16 protein-coding genes are annotated in these 19,661 nt (G+C 44.9%); 5 read left to right on the plus strand and 11 right to left on the minus strand.

Annotation, left to right across the window (positions count from 1 at the left end; all coding sequences use genetic code 11):
• Window positions 1–82 precede the first annotated feature (82 nt).
• Both H8K33_RS04110 and H8K33_RS04115 read left to right on the plus strand, forming a co-directional pair.
• On the plus strand, window positions 83–2,545 hold the full coding sequence (locus tag H8K33_RS04110) for a DUF1800 family protein (RefSeq protein ID WP_186889672.1): 2,463 nt from the start codon (window positions 83–85) through the stop codon (window positions 2,543–2,545).
• A 10-nt stretch (window positions 2,546–2,555) separates the two neighbouring features.
• Window positions 2,556–4,001 (plus strand): DUF1501 domain-containing protein, encoded by a 1,446-nt coding sequence (locus H8K33_RS04115; protein ID WP_186889673.1) that lies wholly within the window; start codon window positions 2,556–2,558, stop codon window positions 3,999–4,001.
• A gap of 107 nt (window positions 4,002–4,108) precedes the next feature.
• Here the strand turns inward: H8K33_RS04115 and dcd are convergent, their stop codons facing one another.
• The 3 genes from dcd to H8K33_RS04130 form a co-directional block, all read right to left on the minus strand.
• Window positions 4,109–4,675 (minus strand): dCTP deaminase, encoded by a 567-nt coding sequence (gene dcd, locus H8K33_RS04120; RefSeq protein ID WP_186889674.1) that lies wholly within the window; start codon window positions 4,673–4,675, stop codon window positions 4,109–4,111.
• Window positions 4,676–4,778: 103 nt separating this feature from the next.
• Complete coding sequence (locus H8K33_RS04125) at window positions 4,779–5,813, minus strand: XdhC family protein (RefSeq protein WP_186889675.1); 1,035 nt, start codon at window positions 5,811–5,813, stop codon at window positions 4,779–4,781.
• A gap of 76 nt (window positions 5,814–5,889) precedes the next feature.
• A complete protein-coding gene (locus H8K33_RS04130; RefSeq protein ID WP_186889676.1) occupies window positions 5,890–6,747 on the minus strand; it encodes a DUF1653 domain-containing protein in 858 nt (285 codons plus the stop codon).
• A 231-nt stretch (window positions 6,748–6,978) separates the two neighbouring features.
• Between H8K33_RS04130 and H8K33_RS04135 the strand changes: the two genes are divergently transcribed.
• From H8K33_RS04135 to H8K33_RS04145, 3 genes are all read left to right on the plus strand, one after another.
• The gene (locus tag H8K33_RS04135; RefSeq protein WP_186889677.1) at window positions 6,979–8,271 is read left to right on the plus strand and encodes an MFS transporter; all 1,293 of its coding nucleotides are present in this window, start codon (window positions 6,979–6,981) and stop codon (window positions 8,269–8,271) included.
• 185 nt (window positions 8,272–8,456) lie between these two features.
• Entirely contained in the window at window positions 8,457–10,757 is a 2,301-nt protein-coding gene (locus H8K33_RS04140; protein ID WP_186889678.1) for an OPT family oligopeptide transporter, read from the plus strand.
• Between the two features lie 21 nt (window positions 10,758–10,778).
• Window positions 10,779–11,045 carry a hypothetical protein gene (locus tag H8K33_RS04145; protein ID WP_186889679.1) on the plus strand — a complete coding sequence of 89 codons (267 nt, stop codon included), beginning with the start codon at window positions 10,779–10,781 and terminating at the stop codon, window positions 11,043–11,045.
• Between the two features lie 70 nt (window positions 11,046–11,115).
• Here the strand turns inward: H8K33_RS04145 and H8K33_RS04150 are convergent, their stop codons facing one another.
• The 8 genes from H8K33_RS04150 to surE all read right to left on the minus strand — a co-directional run bounded on the left by H8K33_RS04150 (window position 11,116) and on the right by surE (window position 19,402).
• Window positions 11,116–11,352: a hypothetical protein gene (locus H8K33_RS04150; protein ID WP_390319783.1), complete on the minus strand. Its 237-nt coding sequence runs from the start codon at window positions 11,350–11,352 to the stop codon at window positions 11,116–11,118.
• 165 nt (window positions 11,353–11,517) lie between these two features.
• Window positions 11,518–12,474 (minus strand): chemotaxis protein, encoded by a 957-nt coding sequence (locus H8K33_RS04155; protein ID WP_186889680.1) that lies wholly within the window; start codon window positions 12,472–12,474, stop codon window positions 11,518–11,520.
• Window positions 12,475–12,667: 193 nt separating this feature from the next.
• Window positions 12,668–14,038 carry a nucleotide 5'-monophosphate nucleosidase PpnN gene (gene ppnN, locus H8K33_RS04160; protein WP_281387245.1) on the minus strand — a complete coding sequence of 457 codons (1,371 nt, stop codon included), beginning with the start codon at window positions 14,036–14,038 and terminating at the stop codon, window positions 12,668–12,670.
• Between the two features lie 178 nt (window positions 14,039–14,216).
• Entirely contained in the window at window positions 14,217–15,551 is a 1,335-nt protein-coding gene (rlmD, locus tag H8K33_RS04165) for a 23S rRNA (uracil(1939)-C(5))-methyltransferase RlmD (protein WP_186889681.1), read from the minus strand.
• 149 nt (window positions 15,552–15,700) lie between these two features.
• Window positions 15,701–16,744, minus strand: coding sequence for an RNA polymerase sigma factor RpoS (gene rpoS / locus H8K33_RS04170; protein WP_186889682.1), 1,044 nt, complete (start codon window positions 16,742–16,744; stop codon window positions 15,701–15,703).
• Window positions 16,745–16,831: 87 nt separating this feature from the next.
• Window positions 16,832–17,743 carry a peptidoglycan DD-metalloendopeptidase family protein gene (locus tag H8K33_RS04175; RefSeq protein ID WP_186889683.1) on the minus strand — a complete coding sequence of 304 codons (912 nt, stop codon included), beginning with the start codon at window positions 17,741–17,743 and terminating at the stop codon, window positions 16,832–16,834.
• A gap of 70 nt (window positions 17,744–17,813) precedes the next feature.
• On the minus strand, window positions 17,814–18,668 hold the full coding sequence (locus tag H8K33_RS04180) for a protein-L-isoaspartate(D-aspartate) O-methyltransferase (protein ID WP_186889684.1): 855 nt from the start codon (window positions 18,666–18,668) through the stop codon (window positions 17,814–17,816).
• A complete protein-coding gene (gene surE, locus H8K33_RS04185) occupies window positions 18,665–19,402 on the minus strand; it encodes a 5'/3'-nucleotidase SurE (RefSeq protein ID WP_186889685.1) in 738 nt (245 codons plus the stop codon). Before surE ends, H8K33_RS04180 begins: the two co-directional genes overlap by 4 nt.
• Window positions 19,403–19,661 lie beyond the last annotated feature (259 nt).

Genomic DNA, 19,661 nt, shown 5'->3' on the forward strand with positions numbered 1-19,661 from the left:
GACTTCATCGCAGATAGCGTCACCTTAAGGGCGACTACTTGGAAATATCATTATTCATGCTGAAATTTGCAAGGAATGCAATATGATTACTCTACAAAAACTAAGTCGCAATCATTTCTTTACTGCACTTTGCGTCATTTTATTGACCGCATGCAGCGATCCGACTAGTGAACAAAAATCACTGAATCCAACCCCCATAAAGTATCAAGCACCGCCTATCGTCGGTACTAGCATTGCCAGCTTTAACGGTCCGCGATCAAACTACACGGTCACCATCGGCACTAGCGAAATTAAAGTAATCGATAATGTCGGAAACGATGGGGATATTCGACTAGCCACCAGCATTCAACTACTCAATTTTAGTGATATTTCAATCAACCTGACGATTCCAGTCAAGGCAAAAACCATTACAGAAGTAGAACTAAGCGCGTTAATAGAACTCTACATTGCCTATTTTAATCGTGTCCCCGATGCAGAAGGCCTGAGTTATTGGATTGATAGATTCAAGGCTGGAATGTCTCTGAATGAAATTGGTGAATCATTCTACTCTGCCGCAATTTTTTACTCAGCTCAAACTGGATACTCCGCTTCGTTAACGAATAATGAATTCGTTAAAATCATTTATAAAAACGTCCTAGGAAGACCAAATCCAGATCAAAGTGGCTTGGACTATTGGACTCAGCGATTAGATAATGGAGAAGCGACCCGAGGAACCTTGATACACACCATGCTCGATGCAGCTCACACTTACAAAGGTGATGCAAATTTTGGATGGGTTGCACAACTGATAGAAAATAAAACAATTGTCAGTAAAGATTTCGCCATAACCAAGGGCATTAGCTATATCAGTCCAAGCGACTCCATTACCAAAGGTATGTCGATCGCTGCGACAATTACTCCCAATGATATCAGCGTCGCGAATGGCCTTATTGACGCTTTAATTGGAGTATCTAATACTGATGTTGTTCAACCATCAGCAGCACAAGCAGCAAGATTTCTACATCAAAGTACATTTGGTGCAAACAATGCGGCTATTACAAACTTAAGCAACTTGGGATTTAGAAATTGGATTAATACTCAATTTATCGCACCACAAACTTTGCACCGACATTATATGGATTCAGTAGCGGCCACTTTGCCACGAGGTCTGAGCGATTTGAATCAAAACCACTTCTTTGAATCGTTTTGGCAGCAAGTAGTAAAAGGTGACGATCAATTACGACAACGGGTTAGTTTTGCGCTATCACAAATTATGGTTGTATCCTTTCAAGACAGCACCGTGGCGAACTACCCACGCGGCGTTGCAAGTTATTACGATACCTTAAATACCCACGCATTTACGAATTTTCGTGAATTACTTGAGGCTGTAAGCCTACATCCGATGATGGGAATTTACCTGACATCTTTACGCAATCAGAAAGAATCAGGTACCCGCATACCTGATGAAAATTATGCACGTGAAGTAATGCAGCTATTTACAACCGGACTGTACAAACTTAACCAAGATGGCAGCTATGTGATTGAAAATGGCAGACCCGTAGAAACCTATAATAATGCAGACATCAGCGGGCTTGCTAAGGTGTTTACTGGCTGGAGTTGGGCGGGCCCAGACAAAACAAGCAATCGTTTTTATGGTGGATCTGCGGATGTCAACCGTGATTGGCAGCCTATGCAAAGCTATCCAAGCTTCCATTCGACTAGCCCTAAATCCTTTATTGGAATAACGATTCCAAATCAAGCACCAGCGAATCCTGAAGCAAGCCTCAAGATTGCTTTAGATGCATTATTTAACCACCCAAATGTCGCTCCGTTTATCGGCAAACAGCTTATCCAGCGATTAGTCACCAGCAATCCTAGCCCTCAGTATATTGCGAGAGTATCAGCCGCGTTTAACAATAATGGACAAGGAGTGCGTGGTGACATGAAAGCAGTCATTAAAGCCATATTACTTGACGTCGAAGCGCGAAATGATCCCTCTTTAGGAAATGCTGGCGTCGGAAAATTACGTGAGCCAATTTTAAGACTCGCGAATTGGTTACGTGCCTTTGGAGCGAAATCTACATCGGGTTTTTATCGCATAACCAGTCTCGATGATCCCTTATCTGGCTTAGGGCAAACCCCAATGCGTTCACCATCGGTATTTAATTTCTATCGACCTGGCTATGTGCCACCCAATTCAAGTATTGCAAGCGCACAATTAGTCTCACCAGAAATGCAGATTACTGCCGAAACTTCCGTGGTTGGCTATCTGAATTTTATGCGCGATACAATTGCCAATGGCACTGGTAGTAGTCGCGATGTCAAAGGTGATTACGCAAGTTTGGCTGCATTAGCCACAACGCCAGATCAACTGCTCGATAAAGTCAATTTATTACTGATGGCAAATCAAATGAGCAGTACCTTGCGTGGGCAGATTATTGCAGCAGTCAATTCAATCGCAATTCCCACGACAACGCAAACAGCAATCGATACAGCCAAACTCAATCGTGTCTATATGAGCATCTATCTGACGATGGCATCCCCAGAATATCTGGTACAAAAATAAGGATAGCGCTATGTCAAATTTTAACGTATCCAGACGAGAATTTATGCGCATCTCGTCCCTGCTTGGCTCCGCTGGAGCATTTGGTGTTGCTACCCCATTTGCGATCAATCTAGCCACAGTTGCATCTGCCGCGGCACAAAGTAATGTCAGCGACTACAAAGCCTTAGTTTGTTTATTTTTATATGGCGCAAACGATCACGCAAATACCGTCTTAGCTACCGACAGCGAGTCATGGAACCAATACCAAAGCGTCCGCACGACCAATGAAGCGGGTTCTATCGCCTTACCGGCAGTGGGCGCGACCGGTGGCGTGTTACCAATCACACCAAATACGACGCAAAGTGGACGTAGCTTTGCTTTGCACCCGGCCATGCCAGAATTAAGAAATCTCTTTAATGCTGGTCGTGCTGCCATTATTGCGAATGTCGGTCCGCTCCTAACCCCAACTACACTGACGCAATATAAAGCCGCCAGTGTTCCCTTACCGCCCAAACTATTCTCGCACAATGATCAACAATCTCTGTGGCAAGCATATGCGCCTGAAGGTGCTGCTTATGGATGGGGTGGTCGCATGGGGGATCTGCTTGCGGCAAATAATAGTAATCCTATTTTCACAGCGATTTCAGCATCTGGAAATGCCGTGTTTTTATCTGGCAGAACTATTAAACAATATCAAGTCGGTTCGTCAGGCGCAGTCGCCATCTCAGGTTTAACTGGTAGTTTGTATGGCTCCACCATGGCAGGCAGCACCTTGCGCAATATCATTAGTGGCGACACTAATAATTATTTTCAAAAAGAGCACGCAGCAACGACTAGTCGGGCGATCGCCGCGCAAAGCATGTTAGCGCCAGCGATGGCTGCGGCTGGCCCTACGGGAATTCCTAATCCTAGCCAGTACACGAATCCAAATACCGGAGCGCTAGCTAACAATGCCCTAGCGGTTCAACTACAAACAGTTGCCAGAATTATTGCTGGGCGCAATGCATTAGGTGCTAAACGCCAGGTATTTTTTGTTAGTTTGGGTGGGTTCGATACGCACGATTCGCAACGCACACAACAAGCAGATTTATTGGCTCGAGTGTCTCATGCGATCGCCTACTTTGATACAACGATGGCAAATGTGATGGGGACTGACTTGCGTCAGCAAGTTAGCTTGTTTACGGCGTCCGATTTCGGGCGCACATTTACCAGCAACGGCGATGGTACAGATCACGGCTGGGGATCGCACCACTTTATCGTCGGCGGTGCAGTAAAAGGAAAGAACATCTACGGCACATTCCCTGTCACGGGTTTAAAACATACACTAGATGTGGGTTCCGGCAGTCTATTGCCACAATTTTCAGTAGATCAATATGGTGCGACTTTGGGGACTTGGTTTGGACTCAGCCCTAGCCAAATTAATGACGTCTTCCCGAATATCGTTAATTTTAGCAATCGAAATCTAGGATTTATTTAATGCAGATGTTAAAAAGCAGCATCAGGCACATGCGCTGACGCTGCTTTTTTATTCAAAACCTGGATTGCACAGGGATCAGATATGATTTAGTAGCCGCTATCTCGCTATCACGTCTTTGGTAGCGTCACACCCACCTGCCCTTGATATTTACCTCCGCGGTCCTTATAAGAGGTTTCGCAAATTTCATCGCTTTCAAAGAACAAAACCTGTGCACATCCTTCACCCGCATAAATCTTTGCTGGCAATGGTGTTGTATTAGAAAATTCTAAGGTCACATAACCTTCCCACTCAGGTTCAAACGGTGTGACATTCACGATAATGCCGCAACGTGCATAAGTTGATTTGCCGAGGCAAATCGTTAATACACTGCGTGGAATACGGAAGTACTCTATGGTGCGTGCCAAAGCAAAAGAATTGGGCGGAATAATACAGACATCACCTTTGAAATCGACAAAAGATTTTTCATCAAAATTCTTAGGATCGACGATCGTGCTATTAATATTTGTAAATATCTTAAATTCATCTGCGCAACGAATATCGTAGCCATAAGATGACGTACCGTAGCTAACAATTTTCTGGCCATTTTCATGGCGCACCTGATCAGGAGCAAACGGCTCAATCATGCCATGCTGTTCTGCCATGCGGCGTATCCATTTATCTGACTTAATGCTCATGATAATTTGTGCTTTCTTAGTTTTTTTCGTAAGTCTGAATTTTACGTCAAAACTAGCTTAAGAATCGCCTTTGTGAAGGCATTTTCCATGGAAATCTTGATTTTCAAACGCTGCAACCACCAAGATTCTCGCTGCTAGCCTGTTGTTTCGCAAACGCAATTTGATTTTCTTTGATGACTGGCACTTTATTTTTAATCGCTGTCATTTCTGCCAAAATTGAAATCGCAATTTCTGCTGGGGTTTTACTACCAATGTACAAACCAATAGGCCCATGTAGTTGTTCGATCTGCGCTGCACTCAAATCGAGCTCCAACAGGCGTTGCTTGCGCTTAGCATTATTGGCTCGGGAGCCAATTGCCCCCACATAAAACGCTGGAGACCTTAAGGCTTCCATTAAGGCCATGTCGTCTAATTTAGGGTCATGGGTCAATGCCACTACGGCACTGCGAGAATCCAGTTGCATCGCGATCACCGTATCATCTGGCATCTCGTGAACTAATTGCACGCCATCAACTTGCCAGCCCTCACGATATTCCTCACGAGGATCGCAGACCGTCACTTGATAATCCATACCAAGCGCAATACTTGCCAAGAATCTTGATAATTGTCCGGCACCAATGATCAACAAGCGCCAACGCGGCCCGTGAATAGTCCTTAAATGCGTTTCACTGATCGTGAGCACTTCATTCGTTTCCGCCTGACGCAATACCACTGAGCCATCTTGCAAATTCAATTCACGCGCCACTAGTTCATGTCGCGACAAACGTGCCAATAGCGTACTTATCTGACTATCTGTACCATCTGCACGATCTACAAATAATGGCTCAATCGCCAATTGTATAGTGCCACCACATGGCAAACCGAATCGGTGCGCCTCATCTGCGGTAATACCGTAGGTCACAATCTCAGGCAATTGCCGCACGCACCCTTCTCTTTGCACCCGAGCGATCAGGTCATCTTCAATACATCCGCCCGAAACAGATCCAACTACCTGCCCATTTTCGGCAATCGCCAGCATCGCGCCCTCTGGCCTAGGGCTTGATCCCCATGTCTTCACCACCGTCACTAATTCACAACGCTGACCAGCCTGTAACCACTGTTCACAAGTTTTTAAAACTTCTAAATCAATGCTATCCATAAATTGTATTTTCTCTTATTTTTCTCACGGTTAAGTGAAGTCAATGGCATGGAGCAACAACGAAAAATGACACTTTTTATTCAATTTCAGTAAACCGTTGCACCACTTTTCCGGCAACAGCAATCATTTCAAAAAATACCGACTTCGGCCTGATCCACAAACTACCATCGGGTGCGCGATACACAATTGCTGGCTGCAAATCCGCTTCTTGAGTTGCCTCACAAACCAATTCATAGATACCACCTTTGTAATGCCGATAGCGTACGGTGTTTACTCCTGCAGACCGCTTTACTTTAGTCGAAAGCTTTGCATGCGCACCTTGCACATGCTCATGCAAGAATGCAGGAACTTTTGCTGCAGCCAGTTTATTAATTTGACCAAACAAAGCTGGGTAGACAATCGGCACTTGATGCTGATGCTGGAGGTGAGACGCAATATGCAATAATAAGTTCGCCGCTACTTCCGCATCAGCCTCGGCTCTATGCGCCTTGCCTTTAAAGCGCAATCCTAAATCTGTAGCCAAGGGGCCCAAAGAATAACTCGACTTACCAGGCAAAACACGTCGCGCCAATTTCACGGAACAAATCGTACCTCGGTGGCGCGTGCTTAAGCCCAAACGCTGGGCTTCTGCAAACAAAAATTTCTCATCAAAACTGGCATTGTGCGCGGCTAAGTAATCACCACCGATAAAGTCCAATAGTGCTGGCATTACCTCAGTTACAGAAGGCGCCTGATTGACCATTGCTTGTGTAATGCCAGTCAATTGCGTAATGAAAGCAGGGATTCTGACATTACAATTAATCAGCGTGACATAACGATCGACAATTTCACCACCCTGTATTCGCAACGCAGCGACTTCAGTGATGCGATCACCTTGATCAGGACTCATGCCGGTGGTTTCAAAGTCAATCATCACTATGGGTTCTGCTAACATATGGCTCTCTAGGCTTTCTATGGTCTGGTATTAACTCAGGTATTAACAATTGTTTTCTTCGAGCGCGGGAACTTCTGGATCATTCCGCTACTCAAGCATTCACTTCAAACAGCAAAAGCATGACATGCTGTCTGACATTTGCTATTGTAATCTGCGTAGTCGTAACAAGTCATAAGGACGGGTAGCGACCAAGAATAACTCTTAGCCATTCTTTTCAAATTTCGTCTTAGCATGCAACAATCTCCGCAAGCAAACTACCTACAAAGCTGGCTCCTCAGACTGAATAAACTCGTCCCAGCCAACGATTTACTACGTGATTTTGTCTATCGCCGATTATGGACGTCTATCTTGATCAGCTCATTTGGTGCACAAATTACCTTGCTCGCCTTGCCATTAACTGCGGCTGTGTTATTACATGCGACACCAACACAAATGGGATTACTGACCTTCATGGAAATTTTTCCCTATGTATTATTATCTCTCCCCTCAGGAGTCTGGCTAGACCGCGTACGAAAATTACCCGTCTACATTACTGGCGAACTCGCCATTTCACTCGCCGTCGCCAGTGTTCCTGTCGCTTGGTGGCTTGGCTATCTCAACATGCCTTGGCTATATGTCGTCGGTTTTTTTATCGGCGCGGTCAACACCACAGCGGGTACAGCGGCGCAAATTGTGCTGACGCAAATTGTGCCACGCGAACGGCTGATTGAAGCCCATGCGAAAAATGCATTGGCAACTTCTGGCTCAGAAGTTGCTGGCCCCGCGACTGCTGGTGCCTTAATCAAGTTGCTGGGTGCGCCACTCGCGCTACTTGCAGATGCCATCTTGCTACTGACATCGGCCGCAATCTTACGCAAAATCAAGATTCATGAAGTACGCGAAGTTGCACACGATGCCAATTTCTGGCGCGACTTAAAAGAAGGATTGAAGTTTGTAGCGCACAATAAAATCTTAGTTGCCCTAGCACTCACCGTTGGCATCTGGCAGATGGCCTACAACGCGGCACTCGTCGTACAAATTTTATTTGCGACACGCATCTTGGGGTTATCTGAACACGCAGTAGGTCTTAGCTACGTCTGCATGGGAATTGGCACCGTGTTAGCGAGTATCTATGGCAATCGGGTCAGTAAAAAGCTTGGCCCTGGCTTATGCATGATACTTGGATTTCTGCTTTGCTCTGCGGGTTGGGGCTTATTGGCTATTGCACCTGCAAATCGTTTCGGTGTAATCGCTTTTGGCATGATGCTCATTCTTTTCGCCGTTGGTGGGGTTTTTATTTTTATCAACTTCCTTGCGTTACGACAGGCCGTCACGCCAGAACCTTTATTGGGAAGAATCACCAGCACGATGCGTTGGCTGACGCTACTACCCGCTGGGCCGGGTGCATTAATTGGTGGCTGGCTTGGAGAATATTGGGGCCTACGTCATACACTCGGCTTCTCTTGTATTTGTGCCTTGCTATTAGCAATTTTTGCTTGGCGTAATCAGACCATACGTTCAATCAAATCTTTACCGCAGCTATAGACCTCAGCTATAGATAGATGTCGCTTGTCGAATAGATGCGACATCAGGCTCAAGTTTATTTGCAAAAATTATACTTATAGAATAAAACACGGGATAATGCAGCCCATCTCATCGACTTCGCTTTCTCCTGCGAATTTGACTAAGACCAGCAGCATTTTTTAAGAGACGCTTTTCGAAAGATATGTATGTCGCAACAATCCAAACAAACCAGCTTTAAGCCATATATTCCAGCGAATGCCGTGCTACCGGAATTTACCCTTCGTGCCTTGATCATGGGAACGGTGCTCGGCATGGTATTTGGTGCATCATCGCTTTACTTGGTTCTCAAAGTTGGTTTAACGGTGAGCGCGTCCATTCCTGTTGCAGTCATCGCGATCACGTTGTTTCGCATGATGCATAAACTAGGCGCAAAAGATTCGACGATCTTAGAAAACAGTATCGCGCAAACCGCCGGTTCTGCTGGTGAATCCCTAGCCTTCGGGCTTGGTGTCACAATGCCTGCGATTCTGATTTTAGGCTTTGACTTAGAAATTTATCGTGTCATGCTGGTGGCAATTTTGGGCGGCTTGCTCGGCATTCTGTTGATGATTCCTATGCGTCGCACGATGATCGTTGAGAAGCATCATGAGTTGAAGTATCCCGAAGGTACCGCCTGTGCCGAAGTACTCAAAGCGGCGGCCAACGACAGTTCGCGTGAAGCGGCTGGCGAATCAAGTAATCCGAATGCTCAAGCGGATGCCAACAAACGCGCCAAAATTATTTTCGGTGGTTTTCTGATTGGATTAATTTACAAGGTCGGCAATATCGCACTCAAGGGCTGGAAAGATACCGTCGAATATGTTTTTCCTGCACCATTGAAAGCGGGATCTATTGGCACTGAAATCTCGCCAGAACTCTTAGGTGTTGGCTATATCATCGGACCAAAGATTGCAGCAATTATGGCCGCGGGTGGTGTTTTGTCGTATATGTTGTTAATCCCTTTGATCAAATTTTTCGGTGATGGACTACTGACACCCTTAGCACCTGCGACCAAATTAATCAGCGAGATGAGTCCCCATGAAATTCGTGGCGCCTATGTTTTGTATATTGGTGCTGGTGCGGTTGCTACCGGCGGCTTGATCAGTTTGGCGCGCGCCATGCCATTGATCTGGCGCAGTTTAGCATCGGGTTTATCTGGATTTGGCAGAAAGAAAATTGACCTCACAGATAGCCCAAACAGCACCAATAACACAAATAGTACAGATGTTCCGCGTACTGAACAAAGTATCCATATGAAATGGGTCGTTATCGGAGCACTTTCGATTATTGCGGTCATCACGATCGCAACCCCATTACACATGAATCTTTTGGGCGCTTTATTGATACTGGTCTTTGGATTTTTATTTGCCACCGTCTCTTCACAGCTGACGGGTCAAATCGGCCAATCATCCAATCCGATTTCTGGTATGACAGTCGCCACCTTGCTGTTTACTTGTCTGATTTTTCTCTTGATGGGCTGGGTTGGTGGTCAGTACTACGTCACGGCATTATCTGTTGGCGCGATCGTCTGCATTGCATCAAGCGTGGCTGGATGCACATCGCAGGATTTAAAAACGGGCTATTTAGTTGGTGCCACACCGAAATACCAGCAATACGCGATTTTAATTGGCGCATTCTGTTCGGCCTTAATATTGGGACCCATTTTATTGAAACTGAACGATGCCAGCACGGTGTATGTTCCGATTGCACAAATCGCGCCTGGCTTGCAAACCGATGTCAGCAAATTGACTGAGAGTGCTCAACTTCAAGGTCCACAAGCGGAACAAGATCACGCCAACTATAAAGTTTGGCATAAGACAGATAATGCTCAAGCACCAGCGGGTAAGTATCTGGTAGATGCCAACGGCAAAGTGGCGTATCTGGTGGATCCCGGCATTAACGGCACGCACAATACGCGTCCAGATGGATCGGAAGTGAAAAAATATGATGCGCCAAAAGCAGTGCTAATCTCTTACATCATCAAAGGTATATTGGACGGAGAACTGCCTTGGGCTTTAGTACTATTCGGTGTCATTATTGCGCTGACACTAGAAATGTCTGGCATTCCTTCATTAGCATTTGCAGTCGGCGTCTATTTACCACTCGCCTCTTCTGCGCCTTTATTTATCGGCGGCATGATACGTTGGCTGGTTGATTGGCGGAATAATAAGCTAGAGAAAAACAAGCATTTGAGCGAAGAAGAAAAGCAAGCTGCGGGCGATCGGAGCGAAGGCGTGTTAATTTCTTCAGGTTACATCGCAGGTGGTGCCTTGGCTGGTATTGTGATTGCATTTAGCGCAGGTATCATGACTGACTTTGACAAGAAAATGGGTGATTGGGCTGCGGCAAATAATCCCTTCATGAATAGTGACTATGCCGATGCTTTGTCACTGATTCCATTTGCTTTGATCGCCCTAGTCTTGTATTTCGTCGGCCGAGAAAAACCACCAACTGAACGTCAATCTTAAAATCTACCAGAGTAAAAAACCATGAGCGACACCACTATCCTCGATTGCAAACAACAGCCCGTCAACATCGGAGACATTATTCGCGTGACCACTTTGAGCAAGCAATTTATTAAAAGCTTTCCTGAAGACGAACGTATTTTAATTGAGTCAATGATAGGCAATTTCTTCAAAATTATTGCCATCGATGAAGAAGGTCAGGCTTGCATCATGCGTGAATGGCATGATGAACGCGGTCAATTACAAACACATGTGATCGCACTCGATTCTGAAGAAATGGAAAAAGTGTAGGCGATTATCTGAACCTAAAAAAATGGCTCGAAGTTGTTTAACATCGAGCCATTTTTTTGTAAGCTGAGACTTACTTACGATAAATTTCAGGTCGCGATTTATTCCGTGTTTCGTACACGATCTTTGCATCTTTCATCGCCCGATCTTGTGTACGCATCTCTTCGTGATCATCATGCGGACAAAAATAATCAGCCGCTTGCGCACGCATCACATATTTAATCGCCGCCTCGTCATTGATGTTGTACATTTCCGTCAGAAGTGTTGTGACTTCGTCTAAATATTCTTCATAGGTCATGAACTTTTCCATCGTATTATTCCTTTTAGCGCTAAGTATCTGAATGAGGGCTGCATCTTACTCTGATTTATTAGAATCATCTGCTTTAGCCATAAAAAAACGCTGACATAGCAATCGATACTTTGTCAGCGCTTTCGTGATCAATCGTGATCAAGTTGCGATCAATTCCGTTAATCTTTAATGGGTAATGACTTCTCGTATCGTCGCAGCCAATTCTTCTGCAACAAATTTCGCGACATAAGCATCCGCACCAACGCTGCGTACATGATCTTCATTCGTCGTACCCGATAAAGAAGAATGAATAATCACCGGTAAAGCTTTGAAGCGCTCATCTTGCTTGATATTGCGGGTCAAAGTAAAACCATCCATTTCAGGCATTTCCAAGTCGGTCAACATCAATGCCACTTTATCGCGCAAAGTTTTACCATCTGCGACCGCAGTAGCATTTAAGGCTTGCAATTTTTCCCAAGCTTCCTTACCGGTTTTGCACATGATGTAAGGAGCACCTATCGCATCCAATGCCTGTCCAATCAGGGCGCGCGCAACTGCAGAATCATCTGCTGCCAAAATAACCGCGCCAGGCTTGATTTTCAATTTAGCACCGATAGTTTCCGTATCGACGTCTTTGTTGCCACTAGGTGCGATTTGACGCAAGATTTGTTCAACGTCCAGCACTTGTGCCAAACGCGTGTCTTCCGCATCGCCATCTAAACGCGCAATACTGGTAACCATGCCACCGGCAGCGCTAGACTCTGCAGACAACACCTGACTCCAATCTAAACGAACGATTTCCTCCACTGACTCAACCGCAAAACCTTGGGTTGAGCGGGCGAACTCGGTGACCAGCATGATGTTCAAACCAGTGGTCGGCGTACGTCCCACTACCGATGGCAAATCAATCACCGGAATAATTTGCCCTCGTAAATTTACTACGCCCAAATTATGAGGGAGTGCGCCAGCAACCGCGGTAATCTCAGGCATCGCCACAATTTCACGCACCTTAAAGACATTGATACCAAACAATTCGGAACGTTGATTCGCCGCATCAGTACCTAATCTGAACAACAACAATTCAAACTTATTTGAACTGATTAAGTTGGTACGTTCATCAACTTCATGTTGTACAGTACTCATATTCTTTTCCCTCATTATTTATGTTGCGATACGACGGATTTAAGTTAAACCGTGTTCTTATTATGCTACTTTTTTTCCGAGAAACACGAATTTCCCAGTTGAAATATTTGTTTTTTTTGTTGATGTGACAAAAATGTTTCAACCGTTAACAATTACTTCAAAAAAAGCCACAGAATAAGTGGGCTTCACTAGCTTACCTAATAACTTTATAGCAAGGAATGTAGGCTTTGCCAGGTAATTTCATTCGACTCTGCTTAACAAACGAATCTAGCAAAATATCCATTGCATGCATAATATCTGGATCACCACAGATCTCGAAATGACCAAATTGCTCAATTGCTCGTATGCCTTGGTCTTTCACATTGCCAGCAACAACCCCTGAAAATGCACGACGCAAATGTGCTGCCAACAAATGTGCAGGCTGATTTTTGTGTAATGCCAAGCCGCGCATATTTTCATGCGTCGGTGCGAACGGATGTTGAAACTCACGATCAATTTTCAACAACCAATTGAAATAATACGCATCTCCATGTTGTTTGCGATATGCACGCACAGTCTTAATTCCCGCTTGCACCTGACGCGCCACTTCGACCGGATCATCAATAATTATTTGATATTTGCTTTGTGCTTCTGCACCTAAGGTGTTCACAATAAACTGATCGATTTGCTTAAAGTACTCTGCAGCAGATGCCGGACCAGTAAAGATCAAAGGAAACGGTAATTTTGCATTGTCTGGATGTAGCAATATTCCAAGTAAGTAGAGAATTTCTTCCGCCGTACCAGCCCCACCAGGAAACACAACAATCGCATGTCCCATACGAACAAATGCTTCTAAACGCTTTTCAATATCTGGCAAGATCACAAGATCATTGACGATAGGATTTGGCGCTTCAGCTGCAATAATTCCTGGTTCAGAAACTCCCAAATAACGGCCATTATCGATACGCTGTTTGGCGTGTCCAACTGCCGCACCTTTCATCGGACCTTTCATCGCACCTGGTCCACAACCAGTACAGATATCCATTCCGCGCAAACCGAAGTGATAACCAACTAATTTTGTGTAATCATATTCGTGCCCTGAAATTGAGTGCCCGCCCCAGCACACCACCAAATTAGGGCTGATTTGTGGCTGCAATAAATTCGCGTTCCGTAAAATATGGAAAACTGCATCAGTCACGCCCTCAGTTGTTTCGAGATTGATGTGGGCGTTCTTTAAAATTTCACCATCAATAAATAAAATGTCTCTTAACACAGCGAACAAATGTTCCTGTATACCCTTAATCATGACACCATCAACAAACGCACTTGCTGGCGCAGCTTTTACTTCAAGTTTTATTCCACGTTCACGCTGAACAATGCTGATATCGAAACTCTTATAGCGCTCCAACAACTCTTTGCCGTCGTCCAAACCACTGCCGCAATTGAGTACCGCCAGAGCGCAGCTTCTAAATAATTGATACAGACCGCCATGACTGGTATCCCATAATCTGGCAACTTCCGCTTTTGACAAAACCTCTAAATGACCATCAGGTGTAATTTGTGCATCCATCACTTCATAACTCATCTTTATTTTTCCTCTTCTCTTTTATCGATATTAAGTACGTCCTAGTATCCGCGTTATCAATCAAACTTTCAAGAGAGCAATACAAAATTTCTCAGGAACATAAAAAAAGCCGACATCATGTCGGCTTTTTCGAAACTACAGTCTGCTATCGCAAAACACGTATCAACGCGGATGACTGTTATAAAAGATCAAATACCGCCATGGATTCAACGTGCGAGGTATGTGGAAACATGTTAACAACGCCCGCCTTCGTCATTTGATAACCAGCCTCGTTCACTAACATTCCAGCATCTCGTGCTAATGTCGAAGGGCTACACGAAACGTAGACTATCCTTTTAGGGCGTAACTCTGGCGCAATTTTCCCCAAATCGATCAAGGCCTGGCATACAGCCATCGCACCATCACGCGGTGGGTCAATCAAGAAGCGGTCAAACTTACCCAGCGCAACAAAATCCTCTGCTTTCACCTCGAATAAGTTACGTGTTGCAAACGAGGTTTTATCGCCTAATCCATTTGACTGAGCATTGCTTAATGCGCGCTCAGTCAAAGCCGTGCTACCTTCGATCCCAACAACTTCACGTGCCTGCGTCGCGATTGGTAACGTGAAATTTCCAAGTCCACAAAACAGATCCAAGATACGTTCATCTTTTTGCACCTCAAGTAAACCCAAAGCACGTGCTACCAAGACCCGATTGATATGATGATTTACTTGCGTAAAGTCAGTTGGCTTAAACGGCATCTTGACGCCGAACTCTGGTAACAGATAATGCAAATCCGAATGCTCGGGATAGTAAGGTTCTGCGCTATCAGGCCCAGCGGTTTGCAACCACCATTGCACTTGATGTTGATCAGCGAAAGCTTTCAATTTTTCTGCATCACCAGCTCCCAAGGGTTGCATGATTCGCAGCACCATCGCGGTGACACCCTCGCCTATCGCTAATTCAATCTGCGGCAGTGCTTCAATTAAGGTCAATGAACTAATCAAATCACGTAGTGGCATCAACATTTTTGAAATGTGCGGAGGCAGGATTTCACAGGTTTCCATATTCGCGACATAGCGTGATTTTTTCTCATGAAAACCAACTAACACTATGCCTTTTTTATGCACATTCCGTACCGACAAACGTGCACGATAACGATATCCCCATGTCGGGCCATAGACTGGTCGCATTACCATCACTGGTTTTACTTTTCCTATGTGCGACAAATTATCTTCCAGTACTCGCTGCTTCATCGCCACTTGCGCACTAGGATCGAGATGCTGCATTGAACAACCTCCGCAAACGCCATAATGCGGACATTTCGGATTTACTCGCTGTGACGATTCCTTAATAATTGGCCCTAGGGTTGCCGCTTCCCAACTCGGTTTTTTTCGATAGCTATTGAAGCCCACCACTTCACCGGGCAAGGCACCTTCGACAAAAACGACTTTTCCCTGACTACCATCTTCATTAGTGAGATGACCAACGCCACGCGCGTCCATATCGAGGGAACGGATATTAATTGTATTCATGATAAACAAGAGAGATGGCGTTCAAGCCAATGGGAATAGTGGATTCAAAGAGCCAAGATTATACCGTTTAATCGACAATTCAAAGCCAAGGGTCTATCTTAAAATGCCAAGCACTCCATAATTAACTATCTGCTATCAAGCAATATGTTTTAGAGCAAGGCGTCCCGACCAACGCCGCGAGAAGCGAAGCTGCGCTTCAGTTTGATTAAGGCTTCCTGTTGAATTTGACGAACCCGCTCACGGGTAATCCCCATCTCGTCAGCCAGCGTTTCCAAAGTGACAGGATCATCATTGTCGAGACCGAATCGACGCATGATCACAATTCTTTGTTTATCAGGTAATTTAGAGAGCCAATCACGAACTAGAACAGTCACCTCGTGATGTTCCGCTAAGGTATCAGGCCCATGCTCATTATCACCTGGCAACATATCTAAAAGGCTGCTTTGAGGATCGCCGTCCAAAGGGGTATCGAGCGACATCGCATGTTCAGAGAGCGCAAGTATGTCTTGTACCTCGTCAAGTGGTCGGCTAACTAAATGGGCAATATCTTCAGCGCTCGCATCTTTGCCATCTCTATGCTGCGCTTCAAGGTGATACTTGGCGCGCAAAATTTGATTCAGTTCGCGTACCACATGAACCGGAAGACGTATCGTGCGCGCTTGATTCATGATTGCGCGCTCAATACTCTGTCGTATCCACCACGTTGCATAAGTTGAGAATCGGAAACCGCGCTCGGGTTCGAATTTATCGATGGCATGCATCAATCCCAAGTTACCCTCTTCTATCATATCAAGTAAAGCAACGCCACGATTAATGTAATGTTTTGCAATCGATACCACCAAACGCAAATTGTGTTCAATCATTTTCTGACGCGCCTCAAAATTACCTTGCTTCGCCAAAGTCGCGAAGTGTAATTCTTCGGCAGCACAAAATAGAGGTCGAGTACCGATTTGATTCAAATAATGCTGGGTTGTATCAGTAGACAACTCTGCAGCCAAAATATTTTTTATTTCATCAATGGGCGCTATCGCAACGACTGGTACTTCTTCAAATTTGCTTTCTTCTGCCTCGTCAGCTTCCGATCCACTATTATTCAGATCATCTACATCGTCAGTGCTGCGTTCCATATCTAATACTCTGTCTTCATGATCAGAAACTGTTTGCGACGTTTTTTGCGGAGAAGATTTATGCATGTTCAAATTCAATGAATTATTTAATGAAATATCTAAAAATATTATGGCAACACGCCCTAAATCGCCGCAATCACAATCAACTTTACATCAGCGATTCGGCAATAACTTTAAAGGGTCAATTGGTTTTCCAGCTTGACGAATTTCAAAGTGTAGTTTCACAGTCTCGCTATCTGAATTACCCATCTCCGCAATTTTTTGACCTTTACTCACAGTTTGTCCTTTTTTTACAAGATTGGTTTTATTGTGCGCATAAACTGACAAATAATTGTTCGCGTGGGTAATGACTAACATGTTGCCATAACCCCTCACCGCACCGACTTCATAAATCACCTTACCTGGAGCAACAGCAACAATCTCTTGTCCTAACTTACCACCAATATCAATACCTTTATTTTTTGGATCATCAAATGTCGCCAATACTTTACCAGCGGTAGGCCAAACCCAATTCATTTCTGGCACTGGTTCAGCTGGTTTCGCAGCAACTACAGGCGTTTCAGTTTTACTGTTAGCCACACTCGGTGTCGCGCCATCCGCTTTTTGCAATTCTTGCAGGTTCGCATCTGAATAGATCCGTTTATCAGCTTTTGGTGAACTCTTGTGTGTTGCTGGATTAATTGGATTGAGGTTACGCACTTCAATTCCAGAATTAACAGAAATCGGCGTCACTTTCACATCACCATTTTCTGCAGCGACCCATAAAACTTGATCAACCTTGATATCACTTGGATTCGCTAGATTATTCCAGGCGATCAGGTCATTAATATTCACCCCTTGTGCAATTGCAATTTTCGACAGTGAATCACCTCGCTTAACAATGTAACTTGGGCGACGCACGTCTGCTGGTTTCGCTGCCGTACCTGTACTTGCAACGGTAGGTTCGGCTGGTACTTCTTTACTGCGCTCAATAACAGGCGCTTGATTTGGCACGGAACTGCATGCACCAATCAGCAAAACAAATAACAAGGCCAAGCTATTTTTAAGGATGCAACTTTGCTTCATAAATATTTCTTAATTTCTTATATAAGTTAGCTAAATACGATAGGCTGAAAATCTAAACTAAAAATCTAAACTAAATCACGCCTTGATGTAAAGGTACGAAATGACATTGCTCTAAAATTGTACTGTTCCATGCATGTTGAGAAGTACGCTCAACCAGCTGCAACACTTGCTGACGCCCACCGACAGGAGCAATAAGCCGCCCACCAATCGCCAATTGTTCAAGTAAGGCATGCGGCACCTCCAAACCAGCAGCAGCGAGTATGATACCGTCAAACGGTGCAACTTGTGGCAAACCTAACATCCCATCGCCATAGTGCAGTCGAATATTCGCTATACGCATTGGTCGCAAATTATTTTTTGCCAATTCATGCAATGCCTTAATTCGCTCTATGGAATAGACCTCTTTCGCCACCAATGAGAGTACTGCAGCTTGATACCCACAGCCAGTACCAATTTCAAGAATACGATGTAGATTTTTACCGTTACGTAAAATTTCCGTCATACGCGCAACGATATAGGGCTGGGAAATCGTTTGGTGATGACCAATCGGCAAAGAAGCATCAATGTATGCCTGACTCGCCAAGCCAGATTCAACAAACAAATGACGAGGGATTGCCTCTAAGGCCGCAAGTACTAGGCTATCTTTTACGCCCTGTTGTGCCACGCGCGCAACCATTGCTTGTCGAATCTTATCCGACACCATACCTACACCGGCTGTCTGCGGTGTAACAGCCAAGGCACTAGCTTTCTTTGCAAGCGGCACCTGGGTACTTGGTTTGATCGTGGAAGAGTGAGAATTTTTAATGTGAAATGCAGCGTTTTGTACCGCAGTTTGCGGCATCGCTGTGGGTGATTTACGGACATTTCCTCGCTGTGAAACGACAGAGGCCAAACTTAAAGGAAAGCGCTTTTCATTCCCACTCATACCAAATCCACCGACAGCGCATGCATTTGTTGAGGATTGGTCAGATCAATTTGTAAGGGCGTGACAGCAACAAATCCTTTAGAAGTAGCATCAAAATCTGTACCCTCACTAGTATCTTTGACTGCACCTACGGGGCCGATCCAGTAAATAACCCGACCACTTGGATCATGTGCCTGAATTACTGGCTCAGATGCGTGTCGTTTACCTAGACGCGTCGCTCGCATACCTTGAATTTCATCATAATCCAGATTGGGAATATTCACATTGAGCAAAAAGGGTCGCGCTAAACTGGGAAAGCCTCGCAGCACCATGTCAGCTGCCACTTTCGCTGCATCCGCTAACTTCCCCCAGCCTTTATCCACCTGAGAAAAAGCAATTGCTGGAATTCCGAACAAATAAGCTTCAGTCGCTGCAGCAACGGTACCCGAATACAAAGTATCATCGCCCATGTTTTGCCCCTGATTAATACCAGATACAACTAAGTCAGGCGGCTCCTTCATCAAGGCAGTTAAGGCGATGTGAACACAATCTGACGGGGTACCATTAACAAAGTAAAATCCATTTTCAGCGCGGGATACGGACAGTGGCCGGTCTAAAGTCAGCGCATTAGAGGCACCAGAACGATTACTATCAGGAGCAACCACGGTAATCTCTGCGTAGGGTCGTAGAGCACTCGCCAGAGCAAGAATTCCGGGTGCTAAGTAGCCGTCATCATTACTAATCAAAATTTTCATAAGTGCATTTTACCTGATGCACTTGAGGAAAATCATTGCCATGATGATTTATTTCAGAGCGTTGGTTTTGTAACAAAGCGGAATCAAGCATGGACAAAAATAACTCGCTTTTATCGGCCAAATAAGCTGTCAAATGCGCAGAATGAACGCATGCGAAAAATGAGGGATTTACTGCTATGCACTACAACGACAATATAATCATTCATCGTAATTCAGAATCAGTGCGTCTGATTTTGCTTGATAACATTTGCGTGATAAC

This window comes from Affinundibacterium amnicola (assembly GCF_014284275.1).
GTDB classification, from domain to species: domain Bacteria; phylum Pseudomonadota; class Gammaproteobacteria; order Burkholderiales; family Burkholderiaceae_D; genus Undibacterium; species Undibacterium amnicola.